The sequence below is a fragment of the Catellatospora bangladeshensis genome, from assembly GCF_016862575.1.
Taxonomy (GTDB): Bacteria; Actinomycetota; Actinomycetes; order Mycobacteriales; family Micromonosporaceae; genus Catellatospora; species Catellatospora bangladeshensis.
Map to the genome: position 1 here is coordinate 157,833 of NZ_BONF01000012.1, position 16,192 is coordinate 174,024.

The window sequence follows — 16,192 nt, forward strand, 5'->3', positions numbered from 1 at the left end:
TGTCGCGCGCGGCGCACCGGTCCCGCCCAGCAGGGGCGAGACAGTGGTGCACCGTGGGCCTCCGCGGGGGAGGCAGCCCGTCCATGGCCACGTCAACCGATACCTCGGCCCCCGAGGCGACCCAGGCGCCAGTCAAGGCGATCGAAGGGCGCTCTCTCGGCCGCATCGCCTGGACGCGCCTCAAGCGCGACAAGGCGGCCATGACCGGTGGCGTCGTCGTGATCCTGCTCATCCTCATGGCGGTGTTCGCCCCGCTGATCGTCGGCTGGCTCGGGCACCCGCCGAACGAGTTCCACCAGGACAACACCCTGCTCGCGCCGGAGCTGGGCGGCCTGCCCCGCGGCGACTTCCTGTTCTTCGAGAACAGCGGCATCAGCGGCGACTTCCTGTTCGGCCTGGAGCCGCAGAACGGCCGCGACCTGTTCAGCGAGATCGTCTACGGCGCTCGGGTCTCCCTGCTGATCGCCTTCCTGGCGACGCTGGTGTCCGTGGTGATCGGCTCGACGCTCGGCGTGATCGCCGGCTTCTTCGGCGGCTTCGTCGACACCGTGATCAGCCGCCTGATGGACATCTTCCTGGCGTTCCCGCTGCTGCTGTTCGCCATCGCGCTGGTCGGCGTGCTGCCGGACCGGGCGTTCGGGCTGTCCGGCAACTCGCTGCGCATCGCCCTGCTCATCTTCATCATCGGCTTCTTCAACTGGCCGTACATGGCGCGTATCGTGCGCGGCCAGACCCTGTCGCTGCGCGAGCGCGAGTTCGTCGACGCCGCCCGCAGCCTGGGCGCCCGCGGGCCGTACATCATCGTCAAGGAGATGCTGCCCAACCTGGTGGCGCCGATCCTGGTGTACGCCACGCTGCTGATCCCGACGAACGTGCTGTTCGAGGCGGCGCTGTCCTTCCTCGGCGTGGGCGTGCAGCGCCAGGTCGTCGGCGAGCCCGGCGTGACCTGGGGCGGCCTGCTCGCCGACGCGGCTCGCAACTACACGGTGCCGCACTTCATGTTCTTCCCCGGTATGGCGATCTTCATCACCGTGCTGGCCTTCAACCTGTTCGGCGACGGCCTTCGCGACGCGCTCGATCCCAAGAGCAAGCGCTGACGGACCCAGCCAGGCATTACCACCCAAGCGCGGTTCGAGACACGGACCGTTCCCCCAGGGAGGAAGTTAGTGAGAAACAAGGGAAGGGTGCTGGCGGCGACCACGGCCGTCTTCGCACTCGCGGTGACCGCGGCCTGCGGCACCGGTGACGACACTCCGAAGCCCACGGAGGTGAAGCCGGAGTTCAACGCCGCGCTCACCGCGGTCTTCAACCCTTCTGACAAGAAGGGTGGCACGCTCAAGATGGCCATCTCGTCGGACTGGGACTCGGTCGACCCCGGCGACACCTACTACGGCCTCTCCTGGAACCTGCTGCGCCTCTACGGCCGTTCGCTGGTCATGTTCAAGCCGGCGGCCGGTTCGGCCAGCTCGGAGCTCGTCCCGGACCTCGCCGAGAGCCTGGGCGTGCCCAGCGACGGCGGCAAGACCTGGACCTACAAGCTCCGTGCGGGCGTGAAGTTCGAGGACGGCACGCCGATCACGTCGAAGGACGTGAAGTACGCGGTCATGCGGTCCATGGACAAGGAGGTGCTGGTCAACGGCTACACCTACTTCAACGACTTCCTGGACCTCGAGGCCACCTACAAGGGCCCGTTCAAGGACAAGGCCGCCGACACCAAGGCGATCGAGACCCCGGACGACCAGACCATCGTCTTCCACCTGAAGCAGGCCTTCGGCGGCTTCGACTACTTCGCGATGCTGCCGGCGACCGTGCCGGTGCCCGCGAAGGCTGACACCGGTGTGAAGTACAAGGAGCACGTCGTCGCCTCCGGCCCGTACATGTTCGACAAGTACGAGGCGGGCAAGGGCTTCACCCTCAAGCGCAACCCGAACTGGGACCCGGCGACCGACCCGAACCGCAAGGCGCTGCCGGACGCGTACGACGTCAAGATCGGCCTGAACGCCGACGACATCGACAACCAGCTGATCTCCGGCGACCTGCACGTCGACATCGCGGGCACCGGCGTGCAGCCGGCCGCGCTGCCGAAGGTCCTGCAGGACCCGGCGCTCAAGGCGTACGCCGACAACCCGGCCGTCGCCCGCCTCTGGTACACCTCGATCAACCCGAAGGTCGCTCCGCTCGACAACATCGAGTGCCGCAAGGCCGTGATGTACGCGATGGACCGCACCTCGTACCAGGCCGCGTTCGGTGGCGAGTTCGCCGGTGGCCAGATCGCCACCAGCATCATGCCGCCCCAGATCCCGGGCTACGCGCCGACCAACGTCTTCCCGGCGGGCGCGGACAACAAGGGTGACGTGGAGAAGGCCAAGGCCGCGCTGACCGCTTGCGGCAAGCCGGACGGCTTCGAGGTCACCATGGGCTTCCGGGCCGAGCGGCCCAAGGAGAAGGCGACCGCCGAGGCGTTCCAGCAGGCGCTGGCCAAGGTCGGCATCAAGGTCACCATCAAGGGCTTCCCGGTCGGCGACTACTTCTCGCTCTACGCGGGCAAGCCGTCCTACCGCAACAGCCCGACCACCGGCCTGGGTCTGATGACCAACGGCTGGGGCGCCGACTGGAACGACGGCTACGGCTTCCTGTCGCAGATCGTGGACAGCCGCGTCATCCGTGACTCGGGTGGCTCGTCCAACCTCTCCGTCATGATCCCCGAGGTCGACCAGCTGATCGACCAGGCCCTGGCCGAGACGGACGTCAAGAAGCGTGAAGCTCTGTGGGCGCAGATCGACAAGCGCGTCATGGAGGAGGCCGTCATCCTGCCGGGTGTCTGGTCGAAGGCCCTGACCCTGCGTGGCAAGGGCGTGACCAACGTCTTCGTCAACGAGGCGTTCGGTCAGTACGACTACCTCTCCATGGGCGTCGCGCAGTAATTCGCGCGGCAAGCGAACCTGCTCCAACCCACCTGGCAACACACCAAAGGTAGGTGAAGGCACATGGGGGGCCGGTCCGGCCGGGCTGAGAAGCCCGGCCGGACCGGCGCCCCGGGCCGAAAATCGTGGTCACATACATCATTCGCCGTACGCTCGGCGCGCTGCTGATCCTGTTCGTGGTCAGCCTGGCGACGTTCCTGATCTTCTTCGGGCTGCCCCGGCTCGCCGGCGCGACGCCGGAGACGTTCGCCGCCCGGTACGTGGGCAAGACCGCCGACGCGCAGACCCAGCAGATGTACGCCGAGAAGCTGGGCTTCTACGACCCGCTCTACGAGCAGTACGGCCGGTGGATCGGCGCCGTCTTCACCGGCACCGAGTACGACTACGGCACGGGCGTCGAGCAGTGCGAGGCTCCCTGCTTCGGCTACTCCTTCCGCACCAACCAGCCGGTCTGGGAGGACCTGCTGGACCGGCTGCCGGTCACCGGGTCGCTGGCGCTGGGCGCCTCGATCATCTGGTTGCTTACCGGCGTCGCCGTCGGCGTGCTGAGCGCGCTGAGACGGGGCAGTTTCTTCGACCGAGCAGCCATGACCGGTGCCCTGGCAGGCGTGTCACTACCGCCGTACTTCACCGGTCTGATGTTCCTCTACTTCTTCAGCTACAAGATGGGCGTCACCGCGCCCGGCGCCAGCTACACCCCGTTCGCGGACGATCCGGCCGAGTGGGCGTACAACCTGATCCTGCCCTGGATCACGCTGGCGCTGCTGAACGCCGCCGCCTACGCGCGGTTCACCCGCGCCGGCATGCTCGACACGATGGGTGAGGACTTCGTCCGCACCGCGCGGGCCAAGGGCCTCACCGAGGGTGTGGTCGTCACCAAGCACGGCCTGCGCGCGGCGCTGACCCCCATCATCACCATCTTCGGTATGGACGTCGGCCTGCTGCTGGGCGGCGCGATCCTGACCGAGAGCACCTTCTCGCTGAAGGGTCTGGGCTACTTCGCCATCGACGCCATCGGCAAGCAGGACTTCCCCCAGATCATGGGCGTGACGATGTTCGCGGCGTTCTTCGTCGTCGTCGCCAACCTGATCGTCGATCTGCTCTACGCGGTGGTCGACCCGCGAGTGAGGCTGTCATGAACACGGTGATCTCTCCTCGTCAGGACCCGACCAAGACTCCGTTCCTGGAGCTGCGCGACCTGAAGATCCACTTCCCGACCGACGACGGCCTGGTCAAGTCCGTGGACGGCCTGTCGTTCTCGCTGGAGCGCGGCAAGACGCTGGGCATCGTGGGCGAGTCCGGCTCCGGCAAGTCGGTGTCCAGCCTGGGCATCCTCGGCATCTACCACCGCCGCAACGCGACGATGTCCGGCGAGATCTGGCTGGACGGCCAGGAGCTGGTCAGCGCCTCCCAGGACACCGTGCGCGGGCTGCGCGGCAAGCGGATGGCGATGATCTTCCAGGACCCGCTGTCGGCGATGCACCCGTACTACACGGTGGGCGCGCAGATCATCGAGGCCTACCGGGTGCACAACAAGGTGTCCAAGAAGGTCGCCCGCAAGCACGCGATCGACCTGCTGGCCCGGGTCGGCATCCCGCAGCCGGACAAGCGCGTGGACGACTACCCGCACCAGTTCTCCGGCGGCATGCGCCAGCGCGCGATGATCGCCATGGCGCTGTCCTGCGACCCGGAGCTGCTGATCGCGGACGAGCCGACCACCGCGCTCGACGTGACCGTGCAGGCGCAGATCCTGGACCTCATGCGTGACCTGCAGCGGGAGTTCAACTCCGCGCTGATCATCATCACGCACGACCTGGGCGTCACCGCCGAGCTGGCCGACGACGTGCTGGTGATGTACGGCGGCAAGTGCATCGAGTACGGCACCGCCACGGAGATCTTCGAGAACCCCGAGCACCCGTACACCTGGGGTCTGCTCGGCTCGATGCCGCGCCTGGACCAGGCCGTCACCGAGCGGCTGCTGCCCATCAAGGGCACCCCGCCGTCGCTGATCAACGTGCCGCCGGGCTGCGCCTTCCACCCGCGCTGCGCCTACGCCGAGCAGACCGGCGGCCTGGACCGCACCGTGGTGCCCGAGCTGCAGCTCACCGGCACCAGCGGGCACCGGGTGCGCTGCCACCTGCCGGCGCACACGCGGCAGGAGATCTGGCGCAACGAGATCAAGCCGAACCTGGAGGGCGTGGCATGAGCACCCCGAACAACGCCCTGCTGTCGGTCCGTGGCCTGCAGAAGCACTTCCCGATCACCAAGGGCCTGCTCAAGCGCAAGGTCGGCGCGGTGCAGGCGGTGGACGGCCTGGACTTCGACGTCCTGCCGGGCGAGACGCTCGGCCTGGTCGGCGAGTCCGGCTGCGGCAAGACGACCACCGGGCGCCTGCTGACCCGGCTCATCGAGCCGACCGGCGGCAACATCACGTTCGAGGGCCACGACATCACGCACCTGTCGCAGGGGAAGCTCCGCCCGCTGCGCCGGGACCTGCAGATGATCTTCCAGGACCCGTACTCGTCGCTGAACCCCCGGCACACCGTCGGCGCCATCGTCGGCGCGCCGTTCCGGATCCAGGGCGTCAAGACCGAGCAGGGTGTGAAGAAGGAGGTGCAGCGGCTGCTGGAGCTCGTGGGCCTCAACCCCGAGCACTACAACCGCTACCCGCACGAGTTCTCCGGCGGCCAGCGCCAGCGCATCGGCATCGCCCGTACGCTGGCCCTGAAGCCCAAGATGATCATCGCGGACGAGCCGGTGTCGGCGCTGGACGTGTCGATCCAGGCGCAGGTCGTCAACCTGCTGGAGGACCTCCAGGAGGAGCTGGGCCTGACCTACGTCGTGATCGCGCACGACCTGTCCGTGGTGCGGCACATCTCCGACCGGGTCGCGGTCATGTACCTCGGCAAGATCGTCGAGATCGGCGACCGGGACTCGCTGTACCTGCAGCCGCGGCACCCGTACACCGCCGCGCTGCTGTCGGCGGTGCCCGTGCCCGACCCGCGCCGGCGCGACGGCGGCCAGCGGGAGCGCATCCTGCTCACCGGCGACGTGCCCAGCCCGATCAACCCGCCGTCGGGCTGCCGCTTCCGCACCCGTTGCTGGAAGGCGCAGGACATCTGCGCGACCACGCCGCCGCCCCTGGTCCTGCACGGCACCGACACCCCCGGCCATCTCGCCGCCTGCCACTTCCCGATGGCCGACGGCGAGAAGCGCTGACCCCGCGCCCCTCGGGGCGCAACTCTCCAAGACTCGCGGCCTCAGGACTGTCCTGAGGCCGCGAGTTTTTTCAAGTCATGGGCTGGTCAGTCGAGTTTTTCCAATTGGAAAGAGGTGCGCAGGGACTCGACCGCGGCCTGCTCGGTGGTCTGGCGGGCGGTGGCGGCGTCGACGATCTCGTCGGTCGGCTCGTCACCGGGATCGAACCCCTCGATGGTGGGCGGCGGCGGCCCGTCGAACTCCGGGTCGTACGGCGGCTCCTCCAGGGGCGGGCCGTCGTCGGCGGCCTGGGCGCGGCGCGCCGTGGCCTGCGCGGGAGCTGCTCCGCCGACCCGGGCCGGGGTCGGCCAGTCGTCGCCGGACGTCGCGGCGGGACGGCGCGCGGGCTCGGCGGACCGGGCCGGAGCATTACGCGGCGGGGCCGAGGCCGGCGCGGCAGCCGTGGTGCGCGACGCCGCCGGGCGCTGGTCGCCGCCCACCTCGCAGCGCAGCTGCCAGTTGCCGCCGAGCACCTGGTGCACGGCGTCCAGCAGTGGAGCCGGGTCGTTCTCCACGCCGTTCGCGTGCACGCGGTGCTTGAACACCAGCACGAGGGTGCTGCCGTCGATGTCGCGGACCACGGCCTCGCGGGCGAACGCGGCCGCCTTCTTGCTGCTGCGGCCGACCATCCGCACGATCTCGTCCCAGGACCGGCGCACCGCCACCGCGTTGTCGGCCCCGCCGGAGGACACCGCAGGCTGTGCGGCGGCGGCCTGGGCGGGAGCAGCGCTGCGAGCGGCCGGTGCCGCCGAAGCGGCCGGGCGGGCGGCAGGAGCGTCGGTCTCGCCCCAGGATTCTGCGGCCCGCCGGGCGGCTTCGGAAGTGCCGCGGGCTGCGGCCGCCTGCGTCGGCTGACCGTTCGCCGGGGCCGCGGCCCGTGGAACGGCCCCGGCCGGATCGCCGTGTGCACCGCCGGAGTCGTGCGCGACGGTACGGGCAGGCTGCTGGGGCTCGCTGCCACCGCGTGCGGCGTCGTGTTCCGGTCCGGCGTCGGCCGCCTGACCGCCGTCCTGCGCGGGGACGGCGCCGCGTGGGGCCGTGTCGCCGTCCCGGCCTGCCGCGGCGGGCGCGGGCCGGGTGCCTGCGGAGGACGAGCTGCGGGCGGCGGCCGATGCGGCGGCCTCCCGGGCTGCGGCACGGCCCGAACCGGCCGAAGCCGGGCTGGTCACGGTGTCGCTCAGGGCATGGCCCGACTCGGGCTGCGGGCGGGTGGGCTGGTCGGCGGCCGCACGGGCGGCGCCGGGCACGAAGCCGCTCTCCAGCCGCTCCAGGCGCTGCAGCAGGGCGTTGCCGGCCGAGTCGGCGGCGGGCAGCAGCATGCGGGCCGCGAGCAGCTCCAGCAGCAGCCGCGGCGAGGTCGCGCCGCGCATCTCCACCAGGCCGTTGGCCACGATGTCGGCGCAGCGCGAGAGCGTCGCGGGGCCGAGCTGCCCGGCCTGCGCGTGCATGCGGGCGAGCTGCTCTTCGGGGACGTCGATCAGGCCCTTCTCGGCCGCGTCCGGCACCTGCCGCAGGATGATCAGGTCGCGCAGCCGTTCCAGCAGGTCGTTGGCGTAGCGGCGGGAGTCGTGGCCGGCCTCGGCGACCCGGTCGATCGCCGCGAACGCCGCCGCGCCGTCCCCGGCCGCCAGCGCGTCGATCATCTCGTCGATCAGGGCGTTGTCGGTGACGCCGAGCAGCGCCACGGCGCGGGCGTAGGTCACGCCCTCCGGACCCGATCCGGCGATGAGCTGGTCCAGCACGGAGAGGCTGTCCCGGGCCGAGCCGCCGCCCGCGCGCACCACCAGCGGCAGCGCCAGCGGCTCCACCGTCACGCCCTCGCTCTCGCACAGCTGCTCCAGGTACGGCCGGAGCACGCTGGGGGCGATGAGGCGGAACGGGTAGTGGTGGGTCCGCGAGCGGATGGTGCCGAGCACCTTCTCCGGCTCGGTGGTGGCGAAGACGAACTTGACGTACTCCGGGGGCTCCTCGACCAGCTTCAGCAGCGCGTTGAAACCGGCCGACGAGACCATGTGCGCCTCGTCGATGATGTAGATCTTGTACCGGCTGGTCGCGGGGGCGAAGAACGCGCGCTCCCGCAGCTCGCGGGCATCGTCGACGCCGCCGTGGCTGGCCGCGTCGATCTCGATGACGTCGATCGAGCCGGGACCGTCCGGGGCCAGCGCCCGGCACGAGTCGCAGACGCCGCACGGCTCCGGGGTGGGGCCCTCGACGCAGTTCAGCGAGCGGGCCAGGATGCGGGCGCTGGACGTCTTGCCGCAGCCGCGCGGGCCCGAGAACAGGTAGGCGTGGTTGAGCCGGCCGCTCTTGAGCGCCTGAATGAGCGGCTCGGTGACGTGCTCCTGGCCGATGACCTCGGCGAAGGTGCGAGGCCGGTACTTGCGGTACAGCGCCAGCGCCACGGGCGTACACCTCCTAGGAACGTCGCAGGCTACCGTACCGCGCGGGTCCGACCACAGGGCTGTCGCGGCTTCGAGCCGCCCGCCGCCCGTCGTAGCTGGGGAGGATCAAGCCTGGTGGGGCACGTGGTGCGAGATCTCGACGACTTCCGGGGCGGGTTCGCCGGCCTGCGCCGGCACGGCAGCGACGGCTCGCGCCGGCCAGTGCGGCGGCGGATCCTGTGCCGGGTCCGTGACCAGGATGCGGCTGCTCCGCGACGGGTCGATGCCGCGCAGCTTGATGAGCAGCTGAGATGGTGCTTCGGCGAGTTCGTCCAGAGCCACGGCCAGCCCCGCGGTCACCGTGCCGATCGCGACGCCGATTCCGACGAGCCCGCCGCGGGACGGATGGGAGTACTGGATCCGGTGGATGCCGGAGGCGGCGATGACCGCCACCTCGGGCGCACGCTTCAGCTGCTTCTCGTCACTGGTCAGGATGACGTGGTAACCCTCGGCCGTGGCCCGCTGGTACAGCTCGACGTCCTTGGTGCCCGACCAGTCGAGGTCGTGCACATGGTCGATTCGGTGACCCTTGCGCTCAAGGAAGGACTTCAGCACGTCGGACAGCGGACGGGCGACGTTCTCGTCGAGGAGCACCTTCACGCCGCCACCCGCCAGGCGTGGACGTCGTAACTGTCGGTGTAGTCGGCGAAGTCCACGGCGTCGCGGGCGGCCTCGGCGGTGACGCCCGGGTAGAAGGCGCTGATCTCGCCGGGCGGGACGCCGTCACGGACCAGCGTCGCGACCTGGAGCGAAGGCACGCGGGTGCCGGCGACGACGGGCTCTCCGCCGCGCACCCCGGCGTCGACACGGAGATGTGGACGCGGCCTGAACAGGTCGGGCACGGAGCGGCCGTCGTAGTAATACGGCCGCAGCGGCTCGTCGGCGAAACGGAGCACGGCACCCGCCCGGTTCTTCACGAGGTCGATCGCGTCATCCTCGTTGAGCAGCAGGATCGTGCCCGCCTCCGTGACCAGGCGGTAGGCGGACAGGTGCGCGTGCTCGCCGAGGTCGAACCGCAGGGTCCGGAGCGCTCGACGGATGCGCTGGAGCGACGACTCGGCGCGGAGCGCGACGCACATGCGCAGGGCGATCAGATCGCGGAACGAGTAGAGGATGGGACGCCGGTCCGACAGCTCGGGCACGAGGATCGCACCCGCGTCGTCGTCCTTCGCCTTACGCCAGTGGGCCAGCTGCGCCAGCGTGGCACCGGAAAGCGCCGCCGCCAGCTTGGGCTCGTAGGACATCTGCTCACCTCCTCGCACTCCGTTCGGCATCTACGACGCTAACGCCGGGAACGTGCCGAAAACTGTCCGCCGCGCGACAGCCGATGCCCTTAACAAGTCACTCGGGGAAGTTTTCCAACGTCGCCTCGGCATCGGGTCTGACCTGGTCCACTGTGCCCATACCAGTTCGGTATCAACATCGGTTGGTCGATGCCTCGCCGCATCGACAGCCGTTAGGGTCGGCGCAGGCGGTGACCCGGTGTCGTCGGGTTGTCACTCGACCAGGACAGGGGTGGCCTCGGTGGGTACGCGTCGGCTCCGGACCGGTTTGGCGGTGGCGGCGATCCTGCTGGCCACGGCGGCCTGCACCGACGACGGGGCGGGCCCCGCGCAGCCCTCGGCGGTGCCCAGCCCGCCCGCCGTGAGCACCGAGGACAGGCTGGTCTTCGGCATGGGCGAGCCGCGCGTGCTGGACCCCGCCCTGGCCGCCGACGCGGAGTCGCTGCGCATCACCCGGCAGGTGCTGGAGACCCTGGTGCGCGCTGAGCCCGGCGGCGCCCGCACCGGTCCCGGCCTGGCCGAGGAGTTCCGTGTCGACGCGACCGGCACGGTCTGGACGTTCCGCCTCAAGCAGGGCGTCACCTTCCACGACGGCACGGCCTTCGACGCCGCCGCGGTCTGCGCCAACTTCGGGCGGTGGTATCGCTTCGACGGCGCACTCCAGGCCGGCGACCTCTCCGCGTACTGGCAGACGGTGTTCGGGGGGTTCGCGAAGAACCGGTCCAGCCGCCTGCCCGCCAGCCTGTTCAAGTCGTGCACCGCTCGTGATGCGGGCACGGCCGAGATCGCGCTGACCCGGCCGAGCAGCCGCTTCCCGGCCGCGTTCGCGCTGCCGTCGTTCGCGATCTCCAGCCCGGCGGCGCTGCGGAAGTACGCGGCCGACAAGCTCACCGGCGAGGGTTACCCGGCGTACGGGAGCAACCCGGTCGGCACCGGCCCCTACCGGTTCGTGTCCTGGGACCGCAAGGCGCGGCTGGTGAAGCTGGAGGCGTACGAGGGTTACCACGGTGCCAAGGCCAAGGTGAAGGAGCTGCACTTCCAGGTCGTGGAGGCGGCGGTGCGCAAGCAGGCGCTGCTCGACGGCAAGATCGACGGCTACGACCTGGTGGCGCCGGCCGATCAGCAGGAGCTGGCCGGGCTCGGCTACCACGTGCTTCCCCGGCCCGCGTTCAACACGCTCTACCTGGGCATCAACCAGAGCGGCAACCCGGCGCTGGCCAAGCCGGAGGTGCGCCAGGCGATCGCGTACGCGGTGAACCGGCAGCGGCTGGTGTCCGAGGCGTTCCCGGCGGGCGCGAAGCCGGCGCTGAACTTCCATCCGGACACGCTGCCGGGCTGGAACCCGGACGTCGCGGCCTACGCCTACGACCCGGCCAAGGCCAGGGAGCTGCTCGCCGCCGCGGGCCTGGCGAGCGGGCTGCGGCTGCGGTTCCACTACCCGCAGGGGGTGACCCGGGCGTACATGCCGTCGCCGAAGCAGATCTTCGAGCTGATCGCCGGGGACCTGCGCGCGGTCGGCATCGAGGTGACCGGTACGGAGCTGCCGTGGACCCCGGAATACCTGCACGCGGTGACCCGAGGCAAGGCCCATGATCTGCACCTGTTCGGCGCCGTCGGCAACTACGGCGAGGCCTACGACTTCCTCGGGCCGCTGTTCGCGCAGCGCCAGGACGAGTTCGGCTTCACCGACACCGGGCTGTTCGAGCAGTTCAAGCAGGTGGAGAAGACGGGCGAGCCGGACGCGCGGGTGCCGCAGTATCAGCGCCTGAACGCCCGGCTGCTGGAGTTGCTGCCGGCGCTGCCGCTGGTGCACGGCCCGGACGTGCTGGTCTTCGACAAGAACCTGATCGGCGTGGTGCCCAGCCCGCTCACCGACGAGGACTTCGCCGCGGCGATCTTCACCTGAGGACGTGGCCCGGCACCCTGACCTGCGCCGGTATTAAAGGGACAGCGACTGTCGGATCGGCTGGCTACTGTCTGCGGTCGAAGGTCTTCGAACCTTCACGTTCGCATCCCCTCATCCAGCGAGGAATCATGAGCAGATCCATCCTGCGCCGATTCGGCGCGTTGCTGCTGGGCGCCAGCCTGGCGGTCTCTGGGCTGGCCACGCCGGCCCAGGCGGCAGACACGGGCACGGTCACCGGCCGGCTGACCGACGGCGAGGCGGGGGTCGCCGGCGGTTCGGTCTCCATCTACGGCGACAGCGTGTCCTACCAGGACACCACCTGGCTCGACTCCGTGGGCAACTACACCTTCGAGGCGGTGCCCCCGGGCACCTACCGGGTGAACTTCCGGCCGGAGAACCGCCCGGCCCAGTACGCCTACGGCAAGACCGACTGGCCGTCGGCGAACCTCATCACCGTGACGGCGGGCGGGACGACCGTCGTCAACGACGAGGTGCTGCCCGTGGGCACCATCACCGGCCGGCTGGTCGACCGGGCGGGCGCCGGGGTGCCGTGGGCGCCGGTCAGCGTGGAGGCCGTCGACTACTCCAGCTACGGCTACACCAGCACGGACTGGAACGGCGAGTTCACCGTCCAGACCGCACCGGGCAGCTACCGGGTGCGCTTCGACCTCGGCCAGTTCAGCCAGTACGCGAACGGCACGCTGGACCGCGACGCGGCGGCGGTCTTCACCGTCACCGCGGGCGGCACGGTCACCGTCAACGACACGCTGATCGCCACGGGCAGCATGACCGGCCGCTTCACGGACGCGTCCGGCGCCGCGGTGCCGTGGGTGGACGTCAACGTGACCAACGGCGACTACTTCGGCACGGCGCAGACCGACGAGGACGGCCGCTACCGGTTCGACCAGGTCCCGGTCGGTTCGGGCTACACGGTGGAGTTCGCCAACGTCGGGCAGTCCGTCCACCAGTACGCCTACGGCACGGTGAACCCGGCGGCGGCCGCCCGGTTCGCGGTGGCCGAAGGCCAGACCGTCACGGTGGACGACCAGCGGCTGCCCACCGGCAGTGTCCGGCTCACCGCGGTGGATGCCCGCACCGGCGCGGCGATCCAGAACTTCACCTCCGGCATCGACCTCGACGCGCGCGACACGGAGAACGGTGAGGTCGTCTACCCCGCCATCCCGGTCGGCACCCACGAGATCTGGGCCCTGGCCGGCGGCTACTCCTTCGACGGCGCGTCGGTGACCGTCGTCGCGGGCGAGCAGGCCGAGGTCCGGCTGGTCATGGAGCCGAGGGCCCGGTTCACGGCCACGGTGGTGGACGCGGCGACGGGTGAGCCGCTGCCGGGCGTGTGCATCGTCCCGGTCCGCGTGCAGGAGGTCCGGATGCCGGAAGGCTGCGGCGAGGTCACGGACGCGAACGGCAGGCTGACCGAGATGTTCTGGCTGGGCGCGGGCACCTACCAGCTGCTGGCGTGGCCCCGGGAGGCCGACGGCTACGGCGCGCAGTGGGTCGGGTCGGCCGGTGGCACCGGTGACCTGCGGCGTGCTCAGCGGTTCGTGGTCGAGTCGGGTGACGTGGTCACCCCACCGGTGATCAAGATGGACCGCGCCGGTGTCATCACCGGTCAGGCCTTCGGGCCGGACGGGGTCGCGCTGGGCCGGGGCGCCGTGCGCGTCGCGGGTGAGCCGGTGGGCCTGGGCGGCGGCTTCGGCGCCTTCCCGATCGGCATCGACGGCCGTTACCGCATCGACAAGCTGGGGCCGTACGAGTGGCCGCTGCTGTACGAGGTGTACGGCCAGGCCACGCAGTGGAGCGGGGGCGAGGCCGACCGCGACCGGGCCGACCGCGTCAAGGTGGTCGCCGGCGGCACCACCACCTACGACTACCGGCTCGAAGCCGGTGTCACGGTGACGGTGACGAGCACCACCGCCGGATTCAGCGGCTATGTGGTGGCCCGTCACGCCGACACCGGTGACATCGTCGGCACGTGGTCGATCGTCGGGCCGAACGCCGGGGTCACCGAGCAGCTCATCGGCGGCCAGCGCATCCGGTTCGAGTACTACGCGGGTGGCGGGACCGGCCGGCAGTTCGTCGGCGGCGAGGACTTCGCGTCCGCATCCGAGTTCAAGATTCACCGGCACAAGGACTCGTCGTTCGAGCTGACGCTCGCCTGATCGGTCCGCGAGGGGCCGGGTACGCGTGCCGTACCCGGCCCCTCGCACGTCCGGACCACGCCGGGTCGCTAGCGCGTGTCGGATAAGCGGCAATTGGGGTCATACGCGTAGCCTCCCTCCTGCGTCGTGCTGCCCCGCAGGAGGAAGTCGTGAGTCATCCGTGGATCGCCGTATTGTCCACCACCGTGCTGGGGCTGAGCGTGCCACTGCCCGCGGCCGCGGCCGCTCCGGCGGGGCTGGCGCTCGGGCTGCCCGCCGCGGTCACCGCCACCGAGCTGGGCGGCGAGGACGGTGTGGTGCGGCTGGAGAACACCACCGGGCACGACCTGAGCCGGGTGATGCTGCGGCTGCGGCTCACCGGGGCCGCGGCCGGCCGCGTCGAGCTGGCCTCCGCCGACTGGTGTGACCACACCAGGACCACGGCCGTGTGCAAGGTGGACCGGCTGTCGCCCGGCGACGCGATCTCCATCCGGCTCGACCTGCTTGCCCGGAAGAACGCGCCCGACGGGGCCGCGGGCGGCGTCGCGGTGAGCGCTTCGGCGGCCGGGGTCGCGGCCGCCACCGGCACCTTCCCGGTCGCCGTGGGGTCGCCGCCGTTCACCGACGTGTCGGCTGTCGCCGAGCAGTCCGAGGTGTACCTGCACACGGGCGACACCGCCGCGCTCGGCGTGGTGTACCGCAACTCGGGGCCGGTGCCCGCGCGGCTGCGGGTGGCCGACCCCGCCGCGACCGGGTTCGACGACGTGAGCTGGACCGACTGCCCCGACGACGACGGGGACGCGTGCCTGGTCGAGCTGCCGTCCGGCGCGTCGCGGCGGCTCGGGTTCACCATGCGCCTGGCCGGCGACCACCCGGCCGAGCCGCACGTCGCGATGACGGTCGAGGGCGCCTACGACCGGATCGTCACCGACAACCTGGCCGTCTACCCCGTCTGCGTGTACGACACCGGGCGCTGCACCAGGAACGTGCCGGGCACCCACTCCGACGTCTTCGCCGCGCCGAGCGCGCGTGCCGTGACGGCGGAGCCCGCTCCGGAGGCGGTGGGCGGCGGCTTCGGCGCGGTGAACCTGACCGAGCCGGACCACGCGCCGGTCCCGGTGGCGCATGAAGCGGACGCGGAGCCGCCGTACGACTTCTTCGACGAGGTCACCGGCATCCTGGCGTACTCGCTGCTGGGGCTGTTCATCGTCGGGGCGAGCGTGGCCCTGGGGCTGCGCAAGCGCGCGGCCGACCAGTCCTGACCGCCGGGTCAGCCCTCGGGGCGGTGCAGCAGCCCGACGGCCAGGCGGTGAAGTGACGCGGCCTGGTCGGGGGAGGTGACCGGCACGGTCGCGCCGGTCACCGTGTACCACTCCTCGGCGCCCAGGTACTGCACCCGGAGCCGGGCGGTGCCGTCACCGCCCAGCTCCGTGGCGAGCGTCAGCTCACCGGTGACCACGCCCACCTCGTCGGTCATGACTCCGCCAGGCCCCGCGACGATGTTCGTGGTCAGGTCACTCATACACAGGTCCCCAGCATGTCGGTGAGCGCGCCCTTCTCGGCCTCGGTGATGGTGAGCTTCCAGTAGCTCTTCACCGTGATCCAGTGTTGCGCATAAGTGCACCAATAGTCACGACTCGGCGGTTTCCACTGCGACGGGTCCTGGTCGCCCTTGGACCGGTTGCTGCTCGCCGAGACCGCGAACAGCTGCGGCCGCTCCAGGTCGTTGGCGAAGGCCGAGCGCTTCTCGTTGTCCCACTTGTCCGCGCCGGACCGCCACGCGTTGGCCAGCGGCACCATGTGGTCGATGTCGACCTTCAGCGGGTCGGTGGTCTGCTGGCCGTCGTAGACGCTGGACCAGGAGCCGCCGGTGACGTTGCAGCCGTCCAGCTTGACGTTCTTGCCGTCGCGGGCGAGCACGGTGTCGCGGACGTCGCAGTTGGAGCCGGCCTTGTTCCAGTGCGGGAACTTCTCGCGGCTGTATCCGGTCATCGGCCGGGAGTCGGCCACGGTCAGGCCCTTGAGGGAGGCCAGGGCATTGGTGCCGGCGTTCGGGTCGACCGACACGCCGCCGGGCTTGGCGCCCGAGTCGCCGGGCGCGGCGGGGTCCGCGCCACACGCGGCGGCCACGGCGGCCGCCACCAGGAACAGGATGATCCTCGTACGTCTGGGGGTGTTGGGGGTTCGCACGTGCTCACCTTACGAGCAGTGCTCACCATCCCTC

Annotated in this window: 12 protein-coding genes and 1 pseudogene; 8 read left to right on the forward strand and 5 right to left on the reverse strand. The window is 70.7% G+C overall.

Going from position 1 to position 16,192, the window contains the following annotated elements; genetic code table 11:
- The first annotated feature begins 83 nt into the window (after positions 1–83).
- The 5 genes from Cba03nite_RS13260 (at position 84) to Cba03nite_RS13280 (ending at position 6,143) form a co-directional block, all read left to right on the forward strand.
- Complete coding sequence (locus tag Cba03nite_RS13260) at positions 84–1,097, forward strand: ABC transporter permease (RefSeq protein WP_203745631.1); 1,014 nt, start codon at positions 84–86, stop codon at positions 1,095–1,097.
- A 69-nt stretch (positions 1,098–1,166) separates the two neighbouring features.
- A complete protein-coding gene (locus tag Cba03nite_RS13265) occupies positions 1,167–2,924 on the forward strand; it encodes an ABC transporter substrate-binding protein (RefSeq protein ID WP_203745633.1) in 1,758 nt (585 codons plus the stop codon).
- 125 nt (positions 2,925–3,049) lie between these two features.
- Positions 3,050–4,063: an ABC transporter permease gene (locus tag Cba03nite_RS13270; RefSeq protein WP_203745635.1), complete on the forward strand. Its 1,014-nt coding sequence runs from the start codon at positions 3,050–3,052 to the stop codon at positions 4,061–4,063.
- On the forward strand, positions 4,060–5,130 hold the full coding sequence (locus Cba03nite_RS13275) for an ABC transporter ATP-binding protein (protein ID WP_203745637.1): 1,071 nt from the start codon (positions 4,060–4,062) through the stop codon (positions 5,128–5,130). Before Cba03nite_RS13270 ends, Cba03nite_RS13275 begins: the two co-directional genes overlap by 4 nt.
- A complete protein-coding gene (locus tag Cba03nite_RS13280) occupies positions 5,127–6,143 on the forward strand; it encodes an ABC transporter ATP-binding protein (RefSeq protein WP_203745638.1) in 1,017 nt (338 codons plus the stop codon). Before Cba03nite_RS13275 ends, Cba03nite_RS13280 begins: the two co-directional genes overlap by 4 nt.
- 86 nt (positions 6,144–6,229) lie before the next feature.
- Here Cba03nite_RS13280 and Cba03nite_RS13285 read toward each other — a convergent pair whose 3' ends face one another.
- The 3 genes from Cba03nite_RS13285 to Cba03nite_RS13295 all read right to left on the reverse strand — a co-directional run bounded on the left by Cba03nite_RS13285 (position 6,230) and on the right by Cba03nite_RS13295 (position 9,867).
- The gene (locus Cba03nite_RS13285; protein WP_203745639.1) at positions 6,230–8,584 is read right to left on the reverse strand and encodes a DNA polymerase III subunit gamma and tau; all 2,355 of its coding nucleotides are present in this window, start codon (positions 8,582–8,584) and stop codon (positions 6,230–6,232) included.
- Positions 8,585–8,689: 105 nt separating this feature from the next.
- Positions 8,690–9,223, reverse strand: coding sequence for a DUF5615 family PIN-like protein (locus Cba03nite_RS13290; RefSeq protein ID WP_203745640.1), 534 nt, complete (start codon positions 9,221–9,223; stop codon positions 8,690–8,692).
- Positions 9,220–9,867, reverse strand: a complete 648-nt coding sequence (locus Cba03nite_RS13295; RefSeq protein ID WP_203745641.1) for a DUF433 domain-containing protein — start codon at positions 9,865–9,867, stop codon at positions 9,220–9,222. The genes Cba03nite_RS13290 and Cba03nite_RS13295 overlap by 4 nt, the downstream gene beginning before the upstream one ends.
- 280 nt (positions 9,868–10,147) lie before the next feature.
- Here Cba03nite_RS13295 and Cba03nite_RS13300 point away from each other — a divergent pair, with 280 nt between their 5' ends.
- The 3 genes from Cba03nite_RS13300 (at position 10,148) to Cba03nite_RS13310 (ending at position 15,230) form a co-directional block, all read left to right on the forward strand.
- The gene (locus Cba03nite_RS13300; RefSeq protein WP_203745642.1) at positions 10,148–11,812 is read left to right on the forward strand and encodes an ABC transporter substrate-binding protein; all 1,665 of its coding nucleotides are present in this window, start codon (positions 10,148–10,150) and stop codon (positions 11,810–11,812) included.
- 128 nt (positions 11,813–11,940) lie between these two features.
- Complete coding sequence (locus Cba03nite_RS13305) at positions 11,941–13,989, forward strand: MSCRAMM family protein (RefSeq protein WP_203745643.1); 2,049 nt, start codon at positions 11,941–11,943, stop codon at positions 13,987–13,989.
- A 149-nt stretch (positions 13,990–14,138) separates the two neighbouring features.
- The gene (locus Cba03nite_RS13310) at positions 14,139–15,230 is read left to right on the forward strand and encodes a hypothetical protein (protein WP_203745644.1); all 1,092 of its coding nucleotides are present in this window, start codon (positions 14,139–14,141) and stop codon (positions 15,228–15,230) included.
- Positions 15,231–15,238: 8 nt separating this feature from the next.
- On the opposite strand, the pseudogene Cba03nite_RS13315 reads toward Cba03nite_RS13310, so the two are convergent.
- Both Cba03nite_RS13315 and Cba03nite_RS13320 read right to left on the reverse strand, forming a co-directional pair.
- Positions 15,239–15,478, reverse strand: a pseudogene (locus tag Cba03nite_RS13315) (hypothetical protein); the annotation flags it as partial.
- An 8-nt stretch (positions 15,479–15,486) separates the two neighbouring features.
- Entirely contained in the window at positions 15,487–16,158 is a 672-nt protein-coding gene (locus Cba03nite_RS13320) for an HNH endonuclease family protein (RefSeq protein WP_239125694.1), read from the reverse strand.
- Positions 16,159–16,192: the final 34 nt, after the last annotated feature.

Bases quoted from the DNA above. Each gene is read 5' to 3' on its own strand.
- Cba03nite_RS13275 (WP_203745637.1), top strand. From the start codon at position 4,060: ATGAACACGGTGATCTCTCCTCGTCAGGACCCGACCAAGACTCCGTTC.
- Cba03nite_RS13280 (WP_203745638.1), top strand. From the start codon at position 5,127: ATGAGCACCCCGAACAACGCCCTGCTGTCGGTCCGTGGCCTGCAGAAG.
- Cba03nite_RS13295 (WP_203745641.1), bottom strand. From the start codon at position 9,867: ATGTCCTACGAGCCCAAGCTGGCGGCGGCGCTTTCCGGTGCCACGCTG.
- Cba03nite_RS13305 (WP_203745643.1), top strand. From the start codon at position 11,941: ATGAGCAGATCCATCCTGCGCCGATTCGGCGCGTTGCTGCTGGGCGCC.
- Cba03nite_RS13260 (WP_203745631.1), top strand. From the start codon at position 84: ATGGCCACGTCAACCGATACCTCGGCCCCCGAGGCGACCCAGGCGCCA.